General features: G+C 62.8%; 16 protein-coding genes. 5 read left to right on the top strand and 11 right to left on the bottom strand.

Annotation, left to right across the window (positions count from 1 at the left end):
• Nucleotides 1-72: 72 nt before the first annotated feature.
• Together E5162_RS02695 and E5162_RS02690 are read left to right on the top strand one after the other, a co-directional pair.
• Nucleotides 73-405 (top strand): ArsR/SmtB family transcription factor, encoded by a 333-nt coding sequence (locus E5162_RS02695; RefSeq protein WP_135943398.1) that lies wholly within the window; start codon nucleotides 73-75, stop codon nucleotides 403-405.
• 132 nt (nucleotides 406-537) lie between these two features.
• Nucleotides 538-741: a dodecin family protein gene (locus tag E5162_RS02690; RefSeq protein WP_135943397.1), complete on the top strand. Its 204-nt coding sequence runs from the start codon at nucleotides 538-540 to the stop codon at nucleotides 739-741.
• Nucleotides 742-831: 90 nt separating this feature from the next.
• On the opposite strand, the gene E5162_RS02685 is transcribed toward E5162_RS02690, so the two are convergent.
• From E5162_RS02685 to E5162_RS02635, 11 genes are all read right to left on the bottom strand, one after another.
• On the bottom strand, nucleotides 832-2,031 hold the full coding sequence (locus E5162_RS02685) for a M14 family zinc carboxypeptidase (RefSeq protein WP_135943396.1): 1,200 nt from the start codon (nucleotides 2,029-2,031) through the stop codon (nucleotides 832-834).
• Complete coding sequence (locus E5162_RS02680) at nucleotides 2,031-5,342, bottom strand: TonB-dependent receptor (protein WP_135943395.1); 3,312 nt, start codon at nucleotides 5,340-5,342, stop codon at nucleotides 2,031-2,033. Before E5162_RS02680 ends, E5162_RS02685 begins: the two co-directional genes overlap by 1 nt.
• Before the next feature lie 107 nt (nucleotides 5,343-5,449).
• Nucleotides 5,450-6,424, bottom strand: a complete 975-nt coding sequence (locus E5162_RS02675; protein WP_135943394.1) for a FecR family protein — start codon at nucleotides 6,422-6,424, stop codon at nucleotides 5,450-5,452.
• The gene (locus tag E5162_RS02670; protein ID WP_158291175.1) at nucleotides 6,421-6,975 is read right to left on the bottom strand and encodes an RNA polymerase sigma factor; all 555 of its coding nucleotides are present in this window, start codon (nucleotides 6,973-6,975) and stop codon (nucleotides 6,421-6,423) included. Before E5162_RS02670 ends, E5162_RS02675 begins: the two co-directional genes overlap by 4 nt.
• A gap of 125 nt (nucleotides 6,976-7,100) precedes the next feature.
• Nucleotides 7,101-9,170, bottom strand: coding sequence for a serine hydrolase domain-containing protein (locus tag E5162_RS02665; RefSeq protein WP_135943392.1), 2,070 nt, complete (start codon nucleotides 9,168-9,170; stop codon nucleotides 7,101-7,103).
• 36 nt (nucleotides 9,171-9,206) lie between these two features.
• Complete coding sequence (locus E5162_RS02660; RefSeq protein WP_135943391.1) at nucleotides 9,207-10,343, bottom strand: DUF819 family protein; 1,137 nt, start codon at nucleotides 10,341-10,343, stop codon at nucleotides 9,207-9,209.
• 46 nt (nucleotides 10,344-10,389) lie between these two features.
• Entirely contained in the window at nucleotides 10,390-11,379 is a 990-nt protein-coding gene (gene dgcA / locus E5162_RS02655; RefSeq protein ID WP_233342128.1) for an N-acetyl-D-Glu racemase DgcA, read from the bottom strand.
• A 5-nt stretch (nucleotides 11,380-11,384) separates the two neighbouring features.
• The gene (locus E5162_RS02650) at nucleotides 11,385-12,428 is read right to left on the bottom strand and encodes an N-acetyltransferase DgcN family protein (RefSeq protein WP_371872217.1); all 1,044 of its coding nucleotides are present in this window, start codon (nucleotides 12,426-12,428) and stop codon (nucleotides 11,385-11,387) included.
• Nucleotides 12,429-12,441: 13 nt separating this feature from the next.
• Nucleotides 12,442-13,563 (bottom strand): YkvI family membrane protein, encoded by a 1,122-nt coding sequence (locus E5162_RS02645; RefSeq protein ID WP_135943389.1) that lies wholly within the window; start codon nucleotides 13,561-13,563, stop codon nucleotides 12,442-12,444.
• A 123-nt stretch (nucleotides 13,564-13,686) separates the two neighbouring features.
• On the bottom strand, nucleotides 13,687-16,026 hold the full coding sequence (locus E5162_RS02640) for a TonB-dependent receptor (protein ID WP_135943388.1): 2,340 nt from the start codon (nucleotides 16,024-16,026) through the stop codon (nucleotides 13,687-13,689).
• A gap of 263 nt (nucleotides 16,027-16,289) precedes the next feature.
• The gene (locus tag E5162_RS02635) at nucleotides 16,290-17,021 is read right to left on the bottom strand and encodes a GntR family transcriptional regulator (RefSeq protein WP_233342127.1); all 732 of its coding nucleotides are present in this window, start codon (nucleotides 17,019-17,021) and stop codon (nucleotides 16,290-16,292) included.
• Nucleotides 17,022-17,170: 149 nt separating this feature from the next.
• Here E5162_RS02635 and E5162_RS02630 point away from each other — a divergent pair, with 149 nt between their 5' ends.
• Genes E5162_RS02630 through E5162_RS02620 form a run of 3 tightly spaced genes read left to right on the top strand, consistent with a single transcriptional unit; the run spans nucleotide 17,171 to nucleotide 21,558 of the window.
• Complete coding sequence (locus E5162_RS02630) at nucleotides 17,171-18,364, top strand: dipeptidase (protein WP_135943386.1); 1,194 nt, start codon at nucleotides 17,171-17,173, stop codon at nucleotides 18,362-18,364.
• Between the two features lie 33 nt (nucleotides 18,365-18,397).
• Nucleotides 18,398-19,960 (top strand): serine hydrolase, encoded by a 1,563-nt coding sequence (locus E5162_RS02625; protein ID WP_135943385.1) that lies wholly within the window; start codon nucleotides 18,398-18,400, stop codon nucleotides 19,958-19,960.
• Nucleotides 19,961-20,004: 44 nt separating this feature from the next.
• A complete protein-coding gene (locus tag E5162_RS02620) occupies nucleotides 20,005-21,558 on the top strand; it encodes an amidohydrolase family protein (protein WP_135943384.1) in 1,554 nt (517 codons plus the stop codon).
• The last annotated feature ends 103 nt before the right edge of the window (nucleotides 21,559-21,661 follow it).

Raw genomic sequence — 21,661 nt, 5'->3', positions numbered from 1 at the left:
TGACGGGCATTGCCAAACCCGCTAAACTATATACTTCGATATTTCAACTTATTTTGAAATGAAGAGCTGAGCATGACCGAGTCCGAGGCTGCCGCGAAGTTCACCGCCCTCGCCCATGAGACGCGTCTGCGCCTGTTCAGGCTGCTGATCGTGAATGCGCCCCATGGCCTGCCGGCTGGAAAACTGGCCGAACACCTGGCCGTGGCGCCGAATAACCTGTCCGCCCATCTCAACGTTCTGAGCCATGCCGGCCTGATCGCCATGCGCAAAGCGGGGCGCAGCCGGATCTACACTGCGCGAATGGACACGATCGGCGAGACGATCAGCTTCCTGGTGGATGAGTGCTGTCAGGGGCACCCCGAAGCCTGCCAGCCGGCGATGAGCGCACTAAATTCATCCTGCTAGCGCGATGCGGCGATGGCGGCTCTCGAACCGTATCCAAAAACCGATCAGGTGGCGTGTGAATGATCCCCGAATGGAACAACACGCCGCTTAAGGTTGTTGGTTAAGCGTTACAGCAAAATCGGAGGAATCGCTATGAGCGTTGCTCGAGTGACCGAGATTTCCGCCACGTCCCCGGAGAGTTTCGAAGCCGCCATCAAGGTTGGTATCGACCGGGCCAACAAGACCTTGCGTAACGTCAAGGGCTGCTGGATCAAAGACCAGAACGTCATGATCGAGAACGGCAAGGCAAAAGAGTTCAAGGTGAACATGCAGATCACGTTCGAACTCGACGACTAACCTCTTTTCTGCGTCGATCGGCAAAAGCGGCTCGGGCCTCAGCCCGCAGCCGCTTTTTTGTTGCCCCGGGCAGCGAGCCACGCACACACGCTAGCGCGAACGCGCATAGGACAGGGCCGCATCCGCAGTCAGCGTGCCGACCGCCTCGATCTCCGGGCTCTCTGCATGATCGGCGAGTTCAACCGTCAGGCCGGGGGCCTCCAGAACGCTGATAGCCCAGCCTTTCGAGGTCCCTTTGCCCGGATTGTGGGCACCTTCCCACGGCGGAGGGTTGGACAGCTCTGCCGCGTACAGGGCGCGCAACTGCGCCAGGAAATCGGCACCTCGCCCGGCATAATCGTCTGGCGGGCTGTAGATCACGGTCCGGTTGGTGGAATGGAAATCGAAGAACAGGATTTGGTCCCGGCCCTCCGCTTCTGCCTCGATCAGCGCTTGAGCCGCCGAGACGGCCGGTTCTTCGGCCGTGTACCAGTCACGATTCAGGTCCACCCCACGCGCACCGTGGCGCCAGTGACCGCCGGCCACACCGTCCGGATTGGCCAGCGGGATTAGCAAGATACGCGCATCGCGTCCCCCGCCCTGCCCGGCCAGGCGTTCGGCGAACGCCTCGAACGCCTGAGCGCCGCTAACCTCGGGAGGATGCTGGCGCGTCACGGCTACGATCAGCGTGTCTTCGCGCTCATTTCCAGCCACCAGCGCTTCAAGGACACGTCCCTGCGCCGACCGCCCATATTCGATGCTTTCAAAGCCATGGTCGCGCGCGAAGGCCTCGCTCCAGGCTGCGATCTGATCCGGCGTGCGGGCATTACGCCCCGAAACCAGGGTTGTGCCGACATCCAGTGCCAGAGACAGGGTAACCCGGTTCCCCGGTTCCTCCCGGAGGACCCGCGCGGCGTCCAGAGGGGCGATGTCACCGTCATGCTCGATCAGCGGGTTATAGCGATGGCGGTAATCGCCATAATCCAGAGTCACGGCGAACCCGGTTCCTCGCTCGGCCTCCAACTCGAATCGGTACCAGGGACTGGGATTGATCGGGCCGGCCGCGGCCGCCTCGGGATCGACACTCAGTGTCACCGCACCCGGTCCGGTCACCGTGCAATGATGCCGGCCCGCGGTCTCAAACAGACCCAGGACCGTCACCCCGCCCGTTTGGCAGAGCGCCGCCTTCGTGTCGGCACTGGCGCCACCGCCGGTGTTCCCGGCGGGCACCGTGGTGCAGGCGGACACACTGAAGGCGGCGGCACCGAGCGCCAAGGCGCCCGATGCCTGCTTTAGAACGTCTGCGATCATCAGAAGGACTTCCGCAGATCCACATAGACGAAGCGTCCGCGGGAGGAGTGGAGCGAGCCCATGTAACCGAAGGATTCATCGGCCAGCGGCGGCTCCTCGTCGAACAGGTTGCGCGCACCCAGACGCACTCTGAAAGGCTGCTCGCCTTCGTATCCGAACGTGTACTGAACGTAGGCGTTGTGGCGCAGGTAGGAGTCCACCGTCCAGTATTCGCGTGTGTCATCGTTTGTCGCGCTGGTATCCAGCACGTCATCGACGAAGCTGGTAAACCAGCCCGCGCCCCAGGCCTGGTAGCGCCAGGTCGCCGAAGCGCTCCAGCGCCATTCGGGCCGCCCGTCCTGACGGATCAGATCGCCGACCCCGGACAGGTTGGCCACTTCGCTGATCTCGCCAGCATCCTGGGCGGCAAGGATCTCCGCCTCGATCGGGGCGATGTCCTGCTCGAAGGTCAGCAGCTGGGCAACGTTCACGTTGAAGCTGAAATCGCCCCAGCGCGTATCGTCGAGATCGTAGAAGAACGCGTAGTCGATTCCTTCCGCCGTGCGCGGCAACAGGTTGGTATAATTGTCCTCGACGAAGCGGATCTGGCCCACCGGTTCCAGCCCGGTGCCCTGGAAAGCGGCAATGTCCTGAGCGGTCGGGGCTTCGCGCACCACTGCCGGATTGGATTGCCCGCGCGTGCGCAGCAGATAGTCAAGCACCAGGTGATTGTCGTCGCCGAAAATTCCGACCACGTCTTCCTGCTCGATGGACCAGTAATCTGCTGTGAACTGGAAGCTGCCCCATTGTTCGGGCACGAAGAAGGCGTCGAACACGACACCTGCAGAGAAGCTCTCCGACTCCTCCGGCCCCAGATCGGTCGACCCTTCGCGCTGGCTGACCACCGAGTCCGACCGGTCGCAATCGGAGAAGGAGGCGATGCGTCCCGCGCGCAAATCGGCTTCGCAGAACACGTAATCGGGACGCGTATTCACACGCTCCAGACTGCGTTCGAACTGCTGTTGCAGGTTGGGCGCCTTGAAGCCCTGCGACCACGCGGTGCGCACCAGCAGGAAGTCACTCGGACGCCAGGCCAGCGCGACCTTCGGTTTGGTAACCGCGCCGAACAAATCATAGTCCTCGTGGCGAACGGCCAGCTGGACGTCGATCGACTGGATAAGAGGGATGTCCATGTCCGGCGAGACCACGGGGACCGCCAGCTCGGCGAAGGCCGAGGAGACGTTGCGCGCGCCGCTGGAATCGATCGTCGGACTGGAGCCCATCACGTCGCTGGTTAGCTCGCCGGTCTCAGGGGCCAGGAACTGGATCGTACCGTCCAGGCGCGGGTCGCGATCGTCGGAAAAGGTCTCGCGGCGCTGTTCGAGCCCAAGCGCGACACCGACACTGCCAGCTGGCAGCTGGAAGAGGTCGGGTCGTGACAATTTAACGTCCCAAAGCGCGAGACTAGTGGAAGAAATCCGGGAGACAGGTACGAGGAAGCCGTCGATAGTGCCGGCATCGCTGGGGGTATTATCCCCCGATTCCGATAGCGGCAATCCCCCGCCATTGAACGGGTTGTAGGCGGCGGGCCCACCCATCGCGAGCGCGTCGGCGAACAGCGTGTTCGAGGTGCGCGTCGTAGTGTCGTCGGTTTCCGCTTCCGAATACAGAAAAGCCGTTTCCCAGTCGAAGCCGCCCAACTGGCCCTCAAGCCCTGCAAGGGCGCGCCAGCTGGTATTCTCCACCGAGATCTTGCGTGACCCGGCGTCGACCAACCGGTAACGGCGTAGCAGCACGTCATAGCCGGCGGCGGGCAGGCCCAGCGCGTCGATCCGGCCATTGGTCCCGGCCGCACCGAAGGGATTGTAATAATTGGACGACGGGATGACGGCCCGCTCGGCGCTGAGCTGGGCGGAGCCGGAGCGCTCGGCCTCGGAGTCCGCCCAGTAATAGCCGCCCTCGGCGAAGACCGAGATGCCGTTGTCGAAGTCGTGATCGGCCGTGGCAAACAGGTTCAGGCGGCTCACCCCGTTATTGATCGTGCGCGAGGAGTTGGTGTTGTAGCGCGACGCGACATCCCCGGCGCCGTTGCCCGGCGCGATGCACAGCCCGTCCTGGTAGGGCGCGGTGCAATCTGGATCGCCGGCAGGACGGATGTTGAACCCGCCCGAGCCGGTCGTTACGCCCGGGATGGACACCGGATCGCCCGTGGCCGGGTCCAGCAGGGTGAATGCGCCCCAGGGCGAGTTGTTGGAATTATTGCGGAACTGGATGTCGTTCGGCCAGTCCTCCGGCAGCCGGTCGCGCAGATCGGCATTGGCCGAGAAATCGCGCTCGCTCGCCTGCACGGGATCTCGGTCCAGATAGCTCGCGTAGACCGAGATATTGCTGCGGTCCTGGTTGAAATTGCGTCCGAATTCCAGACCGATGGAGCTTTCGGAAGCGGAGATTTCAGGCTCCATGCCATAGCGCACGGCGACATTCAGCCCGTCGAAATCATCGCGCAGCACGTTGTTCACCACGCCGGCCACTGCGTCAGAGCCGTACAGGGCCGAGGCCCCGTCGAGCAGCACTTCCACACGCGACACGCCGCGCACCGGGATCGCATTGGCGTTGGACGATACGACCGGGACCAGGTTTTCGGATTGAGTGCCGGGGTGATTGACCATCCGGCGCCCGTTGATGAGCGTCAGCGTATTGCCGGTCCCCAGCGCACGCAGATTGATCGAGGCCACGTCGCCACGCGCGGAATTGATTCCGCCGCTGACATTCTCGGTACTGTTGAACGCCACGTCGCCCATTTGCGGGATGGAGCGATAGAGCTCGTCACCGCTGGTCGCGGCCACCGCCGCGATCTCGTCGCGGTCGATGATCGTGACCGGCAGCTGGCCATCGGTCTGAAGCCCGGGGATCTGGGAGCCCACGACGGTTACCACATCGGCAGGCGCCTGGTCGAACCTGGCCTGACGCCGGACCGGCTCCGGGTCCCCGTCGGATTCGGGTTCCGGCTCCTGATGGCTGGCGTAGACCATTACGGCGCCTGAGGCGTCCGCCGTATAGGCCAGCCCGGTCCCGTCCAGCATGACCGAAAGTGCCGCGTCAGCATCGTGGATGCCAGAGAGGCCTTGTGCACTCAGCGTCTCGACCCGTCCGGTCTCGTAGATCAGCTCACGGCCGGTCTGATCGGCATAGAGGTCCAGCGCCTGACTCATCGAGCCGGCGGGAATCTCAAAACGCACAGGCTCGGACGCCTCCTGCGCCTGGGCTGAGGCCCCGGCCGCGCAAAGCACCAGAGCGGCCGCGCTGCAGCTCGCCAGCAAAGTGGATTTCATGAACGTCTCCCCGTTTCTTGTCCCGGACCCGCCTGCAAATTGGGCTGGCCTCTCACCGGTTCAGACGAACAGCCGTCATATTTCCATCAAGAAAAATGCAGAATATTTCAGCGCGTGACGTAAAGCACGTTATTGCCGCGTTCCACGGTAAGACCCAGGCCGTCGGACAGGAGGGCCACAAAGCCTTCCACATTGTCGGTCCGGAAGTTCCCGCCGATATGGATATCGGCCACATCCTCATGCACGAACAGCTTGGCCCGGTTATACCGGTTGAATTCCTCCGCCACCTGGGAGAGCGGTACGTCCTCGAAATAGATTCGACCTCTGCGCCAGGCGGTTGCGCGGTCGAGGTCGCGTTGGGACAGATCTGCCAGATCGATCCGTCCATCCGCGTCGACCTCTGCGGATCGTCCTGCAGTCAGAACCGCCGAGCCGCCCGCCCCGCGCACACGCACGCTGCCCTCTATTACGGTCAGCGTGACCCTCTCGTCGCGCCGGTCGATGGCAAAACGGGTCCCCAGCACAATGACCTCGGCGAGCCCGGCATCGACAGTGAACGCGCGGGCCGGCTCACTCGCAACATCGAAATAGGCCTCCCCGTCCCGCAGTTCGACCCGGCGCGTCTGCGCATCGATCCGCACCGAAACGCGGCTCGCCGTATTCAACTCGATGCGCGAGCCCTCGGGTAGCGACGCCGTCTCCCGCTCTCCTGTCTCGGTTTCCAGGTTGGCCGTGAAAACCTCCAACTCCGGCACATCAGCCGGTACGTTGCGCCAGAGCGCAACGGCGACGATCGCGAAGAGAAGGATCGCGGCGGCGGCCGCCAGACCCGATTGCCGCCATGGCGTCGCCCGGCTTGCCGGATTCTCCACATTGAGGGCCGCCAGCCGGTCAGCGCTCTGCCAGGCTGAAAGCAGTCGCAACACGGCGACCCGGCGTTCGATCGAACCTTTAAGCCATTCGGCAAATTCGCGATTCTCACCAACCAGAACCTCTAACCTGGTGTCCGCGTGAATCCGGCCTTCCGCGTCGAGCCGCGCGAGCCATGCCGATGCATCACGTTCCGCCTGCCGGTGCGTCATGACCCCTGCTCCTTGCGACTGCGAGACGTGGTGGTCTTGCGTCCAGGGTTGAGCACCCGGCCCAGCGCATCGGCCAGCTGACGCATCCCGCGGCCGACGTGACGTTCAACCGTCGGTTCGCTCACGCCCAACTGGTTCGCCGTCTCGCTCTGCGAATAGCCGTAAATCTTGCGTAGAATGACGATATCGCGGGTTCGGGCGGGCATCTTGTCGAGTTCGCTCTGCAAGGCACGAAGTTCGCTACGGCTGGTGAAGGCGGAATCGGTTTCCGCCTCTGTAAAGACGGGTAGCGCGTCGATATCCATCACCGTTTCGATGCTGACAACCCGCTCGCGCCGTACATGGTCGACAATCAGATTGCGCGCCGTGGCGAAGACAAGTGCCCGTGTGTGCTCGGGCAATCGTGTTTGGGCCGCGCGGTAGACGCGGGCATAGACTTCCTGGCGGAGGTCCGCGATTTCGTCGACAGACCGCCAGTTGCGCCGGAGATAGCGCTCCAGCGCCGCCTCCAGCGGCAAAACCTCTAGGACAAACCAGTCGTCGACGCTCACACCCACTTCTCCCTCCTTGCCAAAGGGCGCCAGCGTCACCGACGTGTCAAGAATAGCAGGCGGCGATCGGCCAGGCAGCGAAGCCTATCGCCAGACGGCGAAGGCTCCGCGCCCGCCTGGCAGCTTCAGTACGAAAGACTGAAGCTGAACAGGTTTCCGACCGCCTCGAACCAGACCACGATTAGGAAAGCGGCCACCAGAACCAGGCTCCAGAGCTTGCCGAACCAGCTGGACTGACCGCGCCAGACCTCCGAGGCGTTCCAAACAGAAAGGCCGAGCGCCGCGAGCGGGACGATAGCACCGATCTGGAGCAGGCGAATCCAGCCGTCGGCTCCGCCGGACATCATACTGAGGTCAGACATCATGCTGCTCAGCAGGATGACCCAGCCTACCGTGTGCGCGATCACGCCGACCGCTCCGAGCCGGACCAGGCGATGCGTCCAGGCCTGATGGCCCTCCAGGTTGAAGCGCGTCTTGTAGCGCCAGCGTACGACGGCGCGGACCGGCCAGAAGATCACGGTCAGCGCCAGCGCGCCGAAAGCCGCGCCCAGAAGCGGCAGCATGAGCGCGCTCGACTTCCACCACGGCACGGGCCGGAAAGTCATGATTGGCGAGACCGGCTCCACGGTCCAGGAGACGACCCTTCCGTCCTCCATCTCTGCGGCCAGCAGATCCGTCCCGCCCACGCGTTGCCAGAGATAGGGTTCCACCTCGCGCCAGCGCGTCGGGTTTCCCGCCGGATCGGTCAGGAGGGGCACGATCAGTTCGTTATCCTCGTTCATCTCCAGCTTCATCTGGCTCACCAGGGAAAGCGCGCTGAAGAAGTTCGTGTAGGCGCCGCGGGATATCTCATACACGCCGGCAAGCTGTGCGCCGTGTTCTGCCGCGCTGTCCAGCGTCGGACGATCCTCCGCCTCGGCGGGGAAATAGCGATCCGTGAAGCCGGTGAAGAGCGCATCGCGTATGGTACCGGAGGCGCCGCTCACCCCGCTGCTATTCATTGAGACAAACAGGCCCACGCCCTCATCAAGGAAGAGGTGAAGATTGGAGTGAAAATACTGCGTGTCCCCACCATGACCGATGATGGACAGACCGTTGCGATCCTGCTCGTAAAAGCCGAGCATCATGGCATTGAGGGACGAGAAGTGACGGTCCGCGCTCGTGTGCATCTGTTCGGCCCGGCCCGGTTCGAGCAGCGGGCCACCCTCATCGAGATGGGCGATCATGAAGCGGCCCATATCGGCCCCGGTTGACGACAGGGCGCCTGCCGGCGCGGCAGGAATGATCTCGAAGGCTTGCGCTTCGCTGTCAGAGGCTTTGGTATAACCGCTCGACATCTGACCGGAAAACCGCTCTGGCAAGGGCTGCCGGAACGTCGAGTTCTCCATCCCCAGCGGCTCGAAGATATGGGTTTCGACATAGTCGTCAAAGCTCAGGCCGGAGACCTGCGCCACTATGTGACCGGCCAGCGCGGTCGCATAGTTGGAGTAGGCCGGCACTTCACCGGGCGGGAAGACGGCTCCGGGGATATTCTCGCGGACATAGTCCTCCAGCGAGGGGGCCGCATTGGCATCCGCCATGATCAGATTGCGGAAGACCTCTTCGAAGCCCGGCGTATGGGTCATCACGTCCCGCAAGGTCACCGGCCGGCCCGCCGACGGCACCTCGAAATCGAGATAGCTGTTGATATCGGCATCGAGATCGAGCTCGCCACGCTCGACCAGCTGCATCACCGCGGTCCAGGTGAAGAGCTTCGAGGTGGAGCCGGGACGAAACAGCGTACGCTCCGGATCGACCGGCGTTTCGGTCTCCAGATCGGAATACCCATATCCGCGATTGACGATGATCTCGCCGTCGCTGACCACAGTGACGACAGCACCGGCAATATCACCCCGGGCGAGCGCATAGGGCATGTAGCCATCGAGCCAGGCAGTCACGTCGGCGGGGTCGAGGAGAGGCTCACGCTCGGACTCGACGTCCTCGATACCGCTTGTCTGGGTCGGAACCGGCTGATCCATCGGCGGCTCGATATTCTGGGCGTGAGCCGGAGCGAGCACCATCGCCGCTACCAGGGCGGTAACGGCCGGCCCGGAGAAGAATGCTGCCACCCCGGAAAACATGCTGATGAACGCGTTCGCCGGCCACGCCTTGCGGCGCATGCGGCGCCGCCACTCCAGTTGCGTATTCACGGACATTTCAACCTCCCGATTATGTTTTACGAGTAGACAGAGTCATGGGACCTGGCCTTCGAGCAGGGCGAATATTCCGACCCCGGCGAAGTTGCCAAGCACGTAGCCGAGGATGCCGGTCAGAATTCCCGGTGCGACCAGATTGCGCCACTTGAACAGGATTGCGATGGCCGCCGCGATCGGCGGTCCGGCAATACACGCAAGCGACGCGGTTACGAGTTCGGCATAGTTCAGCTTCAGAAGCCGGCCCGCGACCAGCATAAACGCCAGGTGGACGGCGAATATGAAGCCGACCATCACGAACATTCCGGGCGCAGCGCGGAGCATCTCGTTCAGGTCGGCACCGGCACCGATGATGGCGAAGAACAGATACATGAACATCATGGCTACGATATCTTCGCCATGGAGGCCGGCGAGCAGTTTTCGCCCTGTCGTTGCCACAGCGGTGATGAGGAGTGTGAGCACGAGAAGCTCGTATTCGGGAAACCCGAGGGCGCCGGAGATCATGCTGCTCGCCGCCACCGCAGCCGCGGAGATGGCAAGCGCGCTCAGCAGGCCGAACAGACTCGGCGCCGGTACTGTCTCTGTCCGGGCGATGCCCCCCTCGCCCAGCACGGCGTCCAGGCGCCATCCGTACCAGCGCTTGAACAGCCCCCACCCGGCGCACACGTTTAGAAGGACGATGAATCCCACGCCAAAAATGCTGTCGATCGCCAGCGCGGCGGACAGCTGAGAATTGTCATCGAACCCTACGGCCTCTGCGACGGCGACGAAATTGAGCGAGCCGCCGGTGTAGGTCGCCGTGAAAACCGCCGCGATCTTCGCCTCATCAGCTCCCAGATCGACAACGAGTGCGGCGAGGCCCGCGCCCACGATCGTCCCGGCCATGCCGACGAGGAAGGCGACAAGGACGCGTCCGCCTTCGCTGAACACCCGTACGAGATCGGCTTTCAGCAGGAACAGGGCGATCGCGAGCGGGACCATATAGGTCCAGATCGCCCCGTAGAGCGGCGCCGTCTTCGGCAAAATCTCGAACTGTGCCGCGACCAGCGCTGTCAGAAGAATGATGCCCGCGCCGGAAATGCGCCTGCCCAGCGCGGTTCGCTCAAGGCCTGCGGCCACAGCGCAGATCGCAAGCAGGGCTGCGAGCAGCCCGAAGATGTTGTCCGCACCGATCACCAGCTTCTGCCTGCGTCGGATCTGGCTCGCGATGGCGCCAGGCCGGTCATGGGCATCCCCAGAACTGCGAGCGCGGCGCCTCTACCGCTCCGCCGCGATAGTGCATGGACGGCATGGCATCCGATTTCAGATTGAGCGGCCCGTCCAGGTCCACGAAATCGCAGAGCTGAGCGATCACGAAGGCCGGCGCCATCGAGAGTGACGTGCCGAGCATGTTACCCACCATCAGCCCTTTGCCCGCCTCACGCGCTTCGCGTGCGAGGGCGAGGGCTTCGGTGAGACCACCGGTCTTGTCGAGCTTGATGTTGATCATGTCATAGCGCTGCAGCGCCGCCTGGAGCTCGCCTCGATGAAGGCAGCTTTCGTCCGCACACAGCGGAATCGGCGAGCTGAAGCCCTCCAACGCCTCATCTGCGCCGCGCGGCAGGGGCTGTTCAACCATCGCCACGTTCAGGTCGGCGAACGGACCGAGCACAGACTTGAGTAGGTCGAAGGAGAAGCCCTGGTTGGCGTCGATGATGATCTCTGCATCGGGACGCGCCGCTCGCACGGCGGTCACCCGCTCGACCGGATCCACATCATTGAGCTTGATCTTGATCAGCGAGTAGTCGCGCGCACGCGCCGCCTGCTCCGCCATCAGTTCCGGTCTCTCCTGAATGCCCAGGGTAAAGGCGGTCCGCCGCTGCCGCGGCTCGACCCCGGTGAGCTCCCAGATGGAGACCTGCTTCTGCTTGGCCTCGAGATCCCACAGCGCGCAGTCGACGGCGTTCCGCGCTCCGCCATGAGGCAATAGCTCTTGAATCTCGCTGCGGCTTACTCCGGCTTCGATCGCAGGCCGGATTGCTTCGATCTGCTCGAGCATCTCCTCGGAGCGTTCCTGCAGATAATAAACCGGTACGCCCTCTCCGCGCCCCACCTTGCCGTCCTGCTCCACGGCTACGACAACCGCTTCGAGACTGTCGAAGACATGGCCGGTGATGACGAACCGGGCCGTCATCGGCCAGCTCGCGCGGTGCACGCTCAATCGCATTGTCATGCCCCTTATTCTCCGAGCAGTCTGTCGATGATGCGGGCGGTCCCGTCTTTGATGGGATCGACAACCGGCAGGCCCGTTTCCCGTTCGTATCGGTCGACCAGCGCAGCCTTGTCGTCGTCCGGCAGGGCTGAGGTGTTGATGGCCACCCCGACGAAGCGCGCCTCGGGATTCACGCGGCGGGCAAATGTGAGGCACTGCTCGATACTCTCGGAGACGGGCAGCACGGGGAATTTGCGGCCGGCCCCGGCGCCCAGCAGATAGTCCCTTGACGGATCGTGACAGAGGACGAGCGCGTCCGGCTGTGCGCCATGCAACAGCCCAAGGCTCACGCCCGCAAAGCTCGGATGAGAGAGGGAACCTTGCCCCTCGATGACGTCCCAGTGATCGGGTGAAGCGGCCGGCGACAGGAGTTCGGCAGCACCGGACAGGAAGTCCGAAACGACGCAGTCCAGGGGAATACCTGTCCCTGCAATCATGATTCCGGTCTGTCCCGTCGCGCGGAAGTCCGCGTCCATGCCCCGCGCGCGCATCTCCCGCTCGAGTGCAAGCGCGGTGTACTTCTTGCCCACCGCGCAGTCGGTGCCGACCGTCAGCAGACGGCGCCCGGAGCGCTTCTCACCTGTGCCGACGGGAATGGACCTCGGCGGGGTCCGGATATCCAGAAGGCGCGCGCCGGACGCCCGCGCCGCGAGTTGTATCTCCGGAAAATCGGCAAGGCGCACATGCATGCCTGACACGACGTTGAGACCGGCACGGGCCGCTTGCGCAAGGTCATTGATCCAGGCTTTCGGGATCGTTCCGCCTTCGGAAGCCACACCGATCACGATCGACCCGACGCCCGCCGCGACAGCCTGCGAAATCGTCATGTCGGGGAGCCCGCCATCCACCTGGCAACCCTGGCCACGCAGCTGGCCGGCACAGTGTTCGCGGCGCCACTGGATGAGGCCAAGGCCTGTCTTGGCGTGGCCCTTGTCCCGGACATCACCAAAATAGATGAGGTAGGGAGCCTTCAGCTGGACGGTCCGGAGGCCGGTGGGGATCGAAGCCACACCCTGGAAGTCCTCATTGGTTGCAAGAGACACGGTGTTCCTCCGTCTGTTTTTCTTTCGCCACTGCGATCTTGAAAAGTCCGATTGTTAGGAGCGGGGCGACGACAATGGCGATGAAGGCGTACGACAAAATGCCGTAGCCGCCGGCAATCAGGTCGATGATGCCGATTGCTTCGGCAAGAAAGATCGCGGTCGCCAGGAAGACGATGGCCAGGACGAACCGCGCCCAATGCGGGAAGGCGCGGCCGCTCGCCGTCATCGCTGCCGCGATGCGTTCGTTGATGGCGTGGATGATCCCAACACCGGTTTCCACGAACGTGCCGAAGAGCACGACCTGGAACAGAATACTCAGCCACACAACATTCAGCGTCTGAAGCAGGAAGACCACCGGTACGGCTTGTTGCTGGATGTCTGGATAACGGGCGAGCATGGCGACGAAGACCAGCACACCGGGAATGACGCTGATCGCGCCCGCAAGTGCCCCGGAGAGGATGGCTTCCCGGCGTGTCTTCAGGCTTGGAAGAACGAAGAGCACGGCGGCGAACGCGACCAGATTGTAGGCCGCGTAGCGAACGCCATCGAGAAGCCATCCGCCATCGACCTGCCCGACCTCCAATGTGGACGCGATGGCGTCGCCGAAGGAGATCGCCACCCAGACGAAGAACACCGCGTAGAGCGCAAACAGAAGCAGAGACCACCAGGCCATGACCCGGGCAATGACAGAGCCTCCGAAGAACGCCAGCACTCCGATGGTAAGCAGAAGGCCGAGAGATCCCGCAATCGTCGAAATCCCGAACGCTTCCGCCACCATCCGGCCCGCCGCAGAACCGAGCACCGAAAGCACGAGAAGCGCGATCAGCACATACAGGATCTCGAACAGGCGCCAGAAGGGGCCCAGGAGCGCGACAAAGAACGTCTTGTAATCATAGGCTTTCATGATGCGCGCGAACTCGAAGCCCAGCGCAAGGATTACCGCCCACGTCGCCGCAGTCGCGGCAAAGCCCAGCAATCCGCCCAGAGCGCCATGAGAGAGGAAGAATTCCGCGATCTCACGCCCGGTGCCGTAGCCACCTCCGATAATCACAGACTGGAAGACCAGGCCGGGGAGAAGATATGTCCTGAAAATGCTGGTCATTCTGCCTGTTGACGACAATGTCCCTGCCCTGGCCTTTCAGCCGAGGCGTTACCCCTGACCGGGTAGTGGCGCGTCCGGCAGGACGGTCGAACCGTCGCTGCCGGACCCATCGCGATGGCCTGCCTAGTAGCGCAGAGAAAGGCTCAGTCCGACAGACCGCGGCCGATTGACGTTGGTCGCGATGATCGGAGCGTCGAGCTGGCCCTCCGCCGTGATGAATTGCTGAAGCGGGTTGGAACCGATGGCCACCGCCTCGATGTCGTTCAGCAGGTTGGTGCCGAACACATGCAGGCCCCACCTGTCGTTGGAGACGCCCACTCGCAGATTGAGAAGCTCCAGAGAGTCCAGTTCAGCCGACTGGAAGTTCTGGACGTTGGAGAAGCGCTCGCCGACATACTGGAAAGAGCCGGTGGAATTCAGCGTCCACCCGGCCGGTCCGATCGGCCGTTCGAACGAGTAGCCGGCCGACATGCTGAACTCGGGGATGTTCGAGGGCTGATTTCCCTCGCGCAGGTCGAACGGTCCGAAGGAGCCGCCCGGCGGCGCAGTGATGAGCACACCTTCTTCAAACTGGGCATCGATCAGCGTCATGTTGAGGAAGGTGGACAGGCTGTCATTCACCTCCAGCGTGGTCTCGATCTCCATGCCTACAATGGATTGTTCAGGGCCGTTGACCGTGTTGTTGGCTGGCGTGTTCACCTGAATCTGGGTGTCTTCGTAGGTCGTCCGGAAGACGCCGATATTGGTGATCAGATTGCCGTCGAACCAGGACGCCTTGATGCCCGCATCGACCGACAATACCGAGTCTTCATCGAAAGTGAGATTGTCGAGGAAGACGTCCTGATCCCCGCCCGAAGCGCCAAGCGCTGCAATGGCATTGCCGATGCCGCCATTACGTGCACCACGCGCCACGTTGCCGTAAAGCAGGATGTCGTCCGAAACTTCGAACTCGGCACCGGCGCGCGGCAGAAATTCTTCAAGCTCGAATTCGAAATCGGTACCGACGCCTGCGCTCTCGAGAACCGCGAGCGTACTGACAAACCCGATCGGATTGCTTTCAGTCCAGGGAATGAGATTACCGCCACTGTCGAACTCGGGCACGAGGTTCACGACATTGTCCTGTTGGAGCGATGCCGTGACGGTGTCCTTTACATAGCGGGCTCCGCCGATCAGACGAAACCGGTCGGTGAGCTCGTAAGTCACCTCTGCGAACGCAGAATATTGCTCGGACACAGTACTCGAGAGCCTCGTGGCGAGATTCTCGGTCGCTGGCGTCGTCACGGTGACAAATCCGTCGCCTGTAAGGAATTGACCGCTGACATCCTGTCGATCGCGGTAATAGGCGCCGGCAGTGAAGTTCAATGGACCCTCGAGGTCCGAGACGAAACGCAGTTCTTGCGAGAATTGCTCGAACTCGCCGCTGCTCGTCGAGAAGGTCGTCGTATCCACCGTCGGAAAGAAGGGAGCCAGACCGAACGAGTTACCGGCGCTGAACAGCGACGACGAGGTGTCGCGTTCGTAGTAGCCGGTGATGGATGTCACCTCGCCGACGTCGAAACTGTAGGAGATGCGACCGGCATAGAGGCCGAAATCGTCAGAGTAGTTACCCGAGCGCGGTGAGGCGCCGAAAGTCAGATCCTCGGGATCGGAGCCAGGGTCGACCTGTGTGGATTCGCCGAGCTCATCGCGGGAAAGGAAAGCGGACAGCCGGACCTCGAGTTTCGGAGTCGGTCGTGCGAGCAGCACGGCGCGCCCGCCAGCGGTCTCGAAATCGTTGACGTCCTCGCCCTCGCTGGGATTGTCGATGAAGCCGTCATCTTCGCGCTGAAAGCCGGACACGCGGAGCCCCAGCTTTCCGGGCACGAGAATGAAGGAAGACGCGTTCTGGACCGTATAGGCCATGCCGCCATCCTCGATCGACTCGATCCGCCCGGCCGCTTCACCGGTGAAGCGCTCACCATCAAGATCGGGGTCGTTGGTGAAGTAACGGATCACGCCGCCCACTGCGCCTTCGCCGAACAGGGTGGGCTGGGGCCCCCGGATAACTTCGATCCGGTCCAGGTCCACCGAGCTGAAGTCGCGGATATTGCCTGATCCCGTCACAGAGACATCGTCGAGGAAAACGCTGAACACGGTGCTGGTTTCGTAGCCGCTACCCGCGCTGCGCACCCCGCGGATCGCGATGTCGTTGGAGTTCTGACGCGTTTTTACGTTCTGCATCCCCGCAATGGCTCGGGCGAGGTCCTCGATATCCTGGATACCGCGCTGGCGAATGTCGTCGCCGGAAATCCCCGCGATACTTGCGCCGATGTCCTGGACCGATTCCTCGCGGAACCGCGCCGTGACGGTAATCACGTCACGTGATGCGCTCTCGTCTGCGCCCCCCGGCGCGGTGTCTTGTGCCGCCACGGGCGCGGCCATGGCCACGCTCGCAAGAAGCCCGATTTTCAGATGATGAGACATGATACACTCCCCTTTTTGCCGCCACAGCTGTCAACGCGCTATTTTTTAGCAGCCTTATTCGACACTATGGCAGTTTTGTTGCGTTGGGAAGGCAAAACTCAAAATTCGCAAGCAAACCTGGGCACCGGACACGGCGACACCCAGGCAAAGGCGTGAAGCCGCATGCCGTTAACTGGTTGATTTTTGAGATGATGGCGCGTCACCGGCCGCTCAGGGCGACCGTTTCAAGTCCGGCCGACAGCACCGGCTGCAGCCGGTGAGTGTTAACTCCGGCTGGGGATTTTCAGATCCTGCATGTAGAGCTGATCGTGCATGAACAAGGCGTCCAGCACACGCTCCTCGGAGCTGGAGAGCATCTTGTGAACCTGTGCGCGAATATCATCCGAGGCATCGCGCCGGACCGCATCGACCAATGCGCGCTGGTGTTCCCAGGTATAGGGCAGCGTGCGGTTGAGCTTCACGTAGAGCCAGTAGATTCGCATCGTCGTATCCTCCAGCTGGCGCACCCAGTGGATCATAAGCGGATGCTTCACGTGCTGGGCCATGAAGACGTTGAAATGCTTGTTCGCCTTTAGAATATTCAACGCGAGCTGATCATCCTGGATCGGGGTTTTGTGCGAGGTGTCCTCATTCATCCGCACGATTTGCTCATGGTCCACCTGGGAGGCAGCCATCGCGAAAACCTCCGGTTGGAGGATTTTCCGCATCGCGAAGTTCTGCTTCACGTCAAGAAGAGTCAGCGGGGCCACTCGGGTGATTCTGGGGGAGACCGAGACGAGGAATTGCTGTGCGGTGAGCTGTTCCATGATGTTCCGCGCGGTCGTGCGGCTGATATCAAACATCTCGGTGAGGATATTCTCGGACACTTTCTGACTGGGCGCCAGTTTCTGCGTCACGATCGCGTCCATGATGACCTCGTAGGCCGAGGCCGGATCGCCGCCCCCTGTCATGGCCGGCTTTCGTATCTGCGCCTTCTTGCTCATTCCGTCGATCACTTCGTTTCCTGGGGTTTCACCGACCGCCTGAGGGATCCACCTCCTCTCAGGACAGGGCTTATATAAGCCTTATTCTAAAATAAGGCTGTATTAATGCCGCGCTTTCCGTTAGCGTAGATGGCGTAGCGAGGATGAGAAAGCGATTTGGCATGAAGTTGACGGCAAACTCCAAGGTCAAGAACGCGCGTGGCGCGACGCGCAGAAACCTTCTGAAGGGCGGATTAGGCGCTGCGCTGGCCGCGCCCATGCTGAACTCCGCGGGCTTCCGGGTATTCGCTCAATCGGAAACCACGTATTCGGCCCGGGCAATCGAGCTGGTGGATCGCAGCCTTGTCATCGACATGCTGTCCATCCTCGCAGATCTCGGCGACATGCTTGAGGCTGGCTATAGCGAGAGCCCCAAGCTGGAAGACGGCCTGGCGATCACCGACGCGCATCTGGAAAAGCTTCGCACATCCGGGATCAATGTTTTCCACCCCGCCGTCGGCCTGGGAGGCCGGGACAGCGCACTCGCCTTCATCGCACGGCTCAATGCCTATGCCGCCGAACGGCCGGATGTCTTCCGCCGGATCGATGCCGTCTCCGATTTCGACAGGATCATGGAGGAAGGCCGGATCGGCTACATCGTCGGTATTCAGAACGCGCAGCACTTCGAGACGCCCGACGATGTGAACGAATTCTACAATCTCGGACAGCGCGTCAGTCAGCTCACCTACAATTCCCAGAACCGCATTGGCGCGGGCGCAACCGAGCGCGTTGACGGTGGCGTGACCCATTTTGGCGCGGCCATTATCGAGCGCATGAACGAGGTCGGCATGGCCGTCGACGTCTCCCATTGCGGTGACCGCACGACGCTGGACGCCTTCGAGATTTCCAGCGCCCCGGTTCTGATCACCCATTCCAATGCACGCGCCCTGGTCGGCAACCACCCCCGGGCCAAGTCCGACGAGGCGATCCGCGCGATGGCGCGTCAAGGCGGCGTGATGGGCATTACCGGTGTGCGCAACTTCGTTCGCGATCGCGAGCCCACGACGATCGAGCATCTGCTCGACCATTTCGACTACGTTGCAGACCTGGTGGGCATCGAACATGTGGGCGTCGGGACCGACATGGACGCCGATGGCTATGACGACGTGCCACAGCCCGCCTATGACCGGTTGAGGAGCGGCTACAACGAGTCTTACGCGTTCCGCGGGCGGATCGACACGGACGGTTTCGATCACCCGAAGAAGATTTTCGACCTGACCGAAGGACTGATCCGGCGCGGCTATTCCGACGCCGACATCGAACTCGTCCTCGGCGGTAATTTCAGACGTGCGCTCGGCCAGATATGGAAGCCGTAACCTCGACGCACGCGATGTGGGGAGGACACCATCATGAAATGGGCAGATCTGGCGGCCGCAACGGCGGCTGCAGCGATTTTCACGACGAGCACGACCGCCCAGGACCTCACCGCCGAGCGGATTGACGCCGCCGCACGCGAGACCGTTGAAGCGTTCGACATCCCCGGCATGGCGGTCTCGGTCGTCAGGGGTGGGGACGTCATCTTCACGCAGACCTACGGCGTGCGCGATGTGCGGGCCCCGCAGGTCCCGGTCGACGAGAACACGATCTTCCCCTTCGCCTCGGTCGGCAAGGCGTTCACGACGGCAGCGCTCGCCATGCTCGTGGATGAGGGCAAGCTGAACTGGGACGATCCGGTGCGCCGTTTCATCCCGGAATTCGAGATGTCCGATCCCTACATCACCGAGCATTTCTCGGTACGCGATCTGGTGACGCACCGGTCCGGGTTGCCCCTGGGTGCCGGCGACCTCCTCGTCTTCCCGGATGCCGATCCGGAAGTATCCGATATCCTCGCGGCCATCCGGAATATTCCGCCAGAAACGAGCTTCCGCGCGGAATATGCCTACGACAATCTGATGTATGTCATCGCTGGCGAGGTCGCTGCTCGTGCAGCCGGCAAGCCCTGGCACGAAGTGATCGAAGACCGGATCTTCGAGCCACTGGGCATGGAGTCCTGCCAGGCCCTGCCCTCCGAGGCGGCCGCCGATGGCAACACGGTGACCCAGCATTCGCGCGCACCTGGGGAGACCGAAGCCACCCCCATCGACCCGCGTTATATCGTGGGAGACAACACCGCGCCCGCTGGCGGCCTGAGCTGTTCGATTGCCGATCTCTCGACCTGGGCCCAATTCTGGCTGAACGAAGGCGTGGGTCCGGACGGCGAACGTCTCCTGTCGCAGGAACAGGTTGAAGAACTCTGGAGCCCGGTCACGCCGCAGACTGTGAGCCCGCTTCTGGAGCAGCTCTCCGACACCCACTTCTCGCTCTACGCGCTCGGATGGTCGCTGCGTGATTTCCATGGCGAGTTCTTCGTCGGACACAGCGGCGGTCTTCTTGGCGCAGCATCCTATTTCGGCCTGCTGCCGGACCAGGACCTGGCCGTCGTCGTGACAAGCAATATTTCGACTTACGGGTCCTCTGCGCTCGCGCTCCAACTGCTCAGCGACGCTGCAGCCCCGGAGGCAGAATCCGACTGGCTCGGCACGCTCCACGGCGCCTATCTGGCAAGCCAGGAGACTGCAATCCGCGACTCCGGCGCCGGCGACGAGCCGGATGTCGCCATCGATCCGGTGCGCGATCTGGAAGCCTATGCCGGCGAGTATGTCGATCCCTGGTACGGGCTGGTCACTGTCGAGATTCGCGATGGCGGCCTCTTCCTGGACATGAGCCGCTCCGAAGTCCTCGATGCGCCGTTGGTGGCCGTGGCCCCCGATCGCTTTGTCGCCCGCTGGCCCGACCGCAGCCTTAATGCGGATGCCTTCGTCGATTTCACCGCCGAGGACGGCCAGGTCGTGGGAATGACCATGGAGCCGGTTTCCGAGACCACGGATTTCTCTTTCGATTTCCACGATCTCGATTTCACCAAACGTGATTGATGGCGAACCGGCGCTACGCACCAGCTCGCAAGGAGAGCCCGGCTATGATCAAACTTCTGCCACTCTGTCTGGCGCTCGCCGGACCGGCACCCGCTGCCCTCGCGCAGATCGCGTCCGGCGACTCCTATGACCTCGTCATTCTGGGGGGACGGGTTATCGACCCCGAAACCGGTCTGGACGCCGTGCGCAACGTCGCGATCGAAGGCGACCGCATCGCCCGCCTCACCGAAGAGCCCATCTCTGGTCTGCGCACGATCGACGCCTCCGGCCTCGTCGTCGCGCCGGGCTTCATCGACCTGCACGCGCATGGCCAGACCCTGCTTGCAGGCCGCGTCCAGGCCCTGGATGGCGTGACGACGGCGCTGGAGCTGGAGGCCGGCGTATATCCGGTGGCCGAATATTACGAGGACGCGGGCGCGCAAGGCCGGGCCGTCAATTACGGTGCCTCGGTGGACTGGTCGCGGGCCCGCAACGCGGTGCTGACCGGTGCCGAGCCCGCCTCCCCTGACGATGAGTTCGACGACCACGGCCACGATACAGACTGGCGCTACACGCCTGCGAGTTCGCAACAGACCGCCAGCGTGCTGGAGCGTGTCGAAGACGGCCTTGACGCGGGCGCCCTGGGTGTCGGCGTACTCCTCGGCTACGTCCCGGGGTCGGGACGCAACGAGTATTACGCTCTGCACGAACTGGCCGCGGCGCGCGATGTGCCCACCTTCACCCATGCCCGCTATCTCTCCAATCTCGAGCCGGACAGCTCCTTGGAAGGCTTTCAGGAGATGGTGGCCGTCTCCGCCGCGACTGGGGCGGATATGCACATCTCTCATCTCAACAGCATCAGCCTGCGCGATATCGGTCTGATCCGGCCCATGCTCGAGGCGGCCCAGTCCCACGGCGTGAACATCACCGTGGAGGCCTACCCCTACGGCGCCGGCTCGACTGCAATCGGTACAGCGCTTTTCGAAGGGACTGACTGGCAGGCCCGGTTCGGCGGGATCGATAAATCCGATTTCACCCTCGCCGGCCAACCGCTGAGTGACGAGGAATTCGACAGGCTCCAGGCCGAAGCACCCGGCACGACCATTGTCGTCCACTTTCTCGACACCGAAAACGACCCGGACGACCGTGCCATCCTCTCCCAATCCATTCTCTTTCCCAGAGGCGCCATCGCATCGGACGGCGGAACATGGCTCGTCGACGGGGAGGAATTGCCCGGCGATACGTGGCCGCTGCCGGCCGACGCCGACTCCCATCCTCGCAGCGCCGGCACGTTTTCCCGCTTCCTGCGGACCTATGTGCGCGAAGCCGGAACGATCGGGCTAAGCGAGGCGCTGGCAAAAACCAGCCTGATCCCGGCGCAGATCCTGGAAGACGCCGTGCCGCAAATGCGCACCAAAGGCCGTCTCCAGGAGGGCGCGGACGCCGACATCGTCGTCTTCGACCTTGCCGCGGTCAGCGACCGGGCGACCTACGAACAACCGGCGCAGCCCTCGACCGGGTTCCAGTACGTCATCGTGGCCGGTACGCCGCTCGTCTGGGCAGGTGAGATCGACACGACGGTCCTGCCAGGTCGTCCGATCCGGAGAACACCAAACTAGCCTTGTAGAACAATGAGATCGCCACAATGGCGACCGACCAGTAAAAGGGGGAAGACCAATGGGCCCGAAAACGAGAAGACGCGGAAACGGCTACGCTGCTGTT

Source organism: Marinicauda pacifica, assembly GCF_004793635.1.
GTDB classification, from domain to species: domain Bacteria; phylum Pseudomonadota; class Alphaproteobacteria; order Caulobacterales; family Maricaulaceae; genus Marinicauda; species Marinicauda pacifica.
Note: the sequence above shows the minus strand (reverse complement) of the source record. Positions and strands in the feature narration are given on the sequence as shown.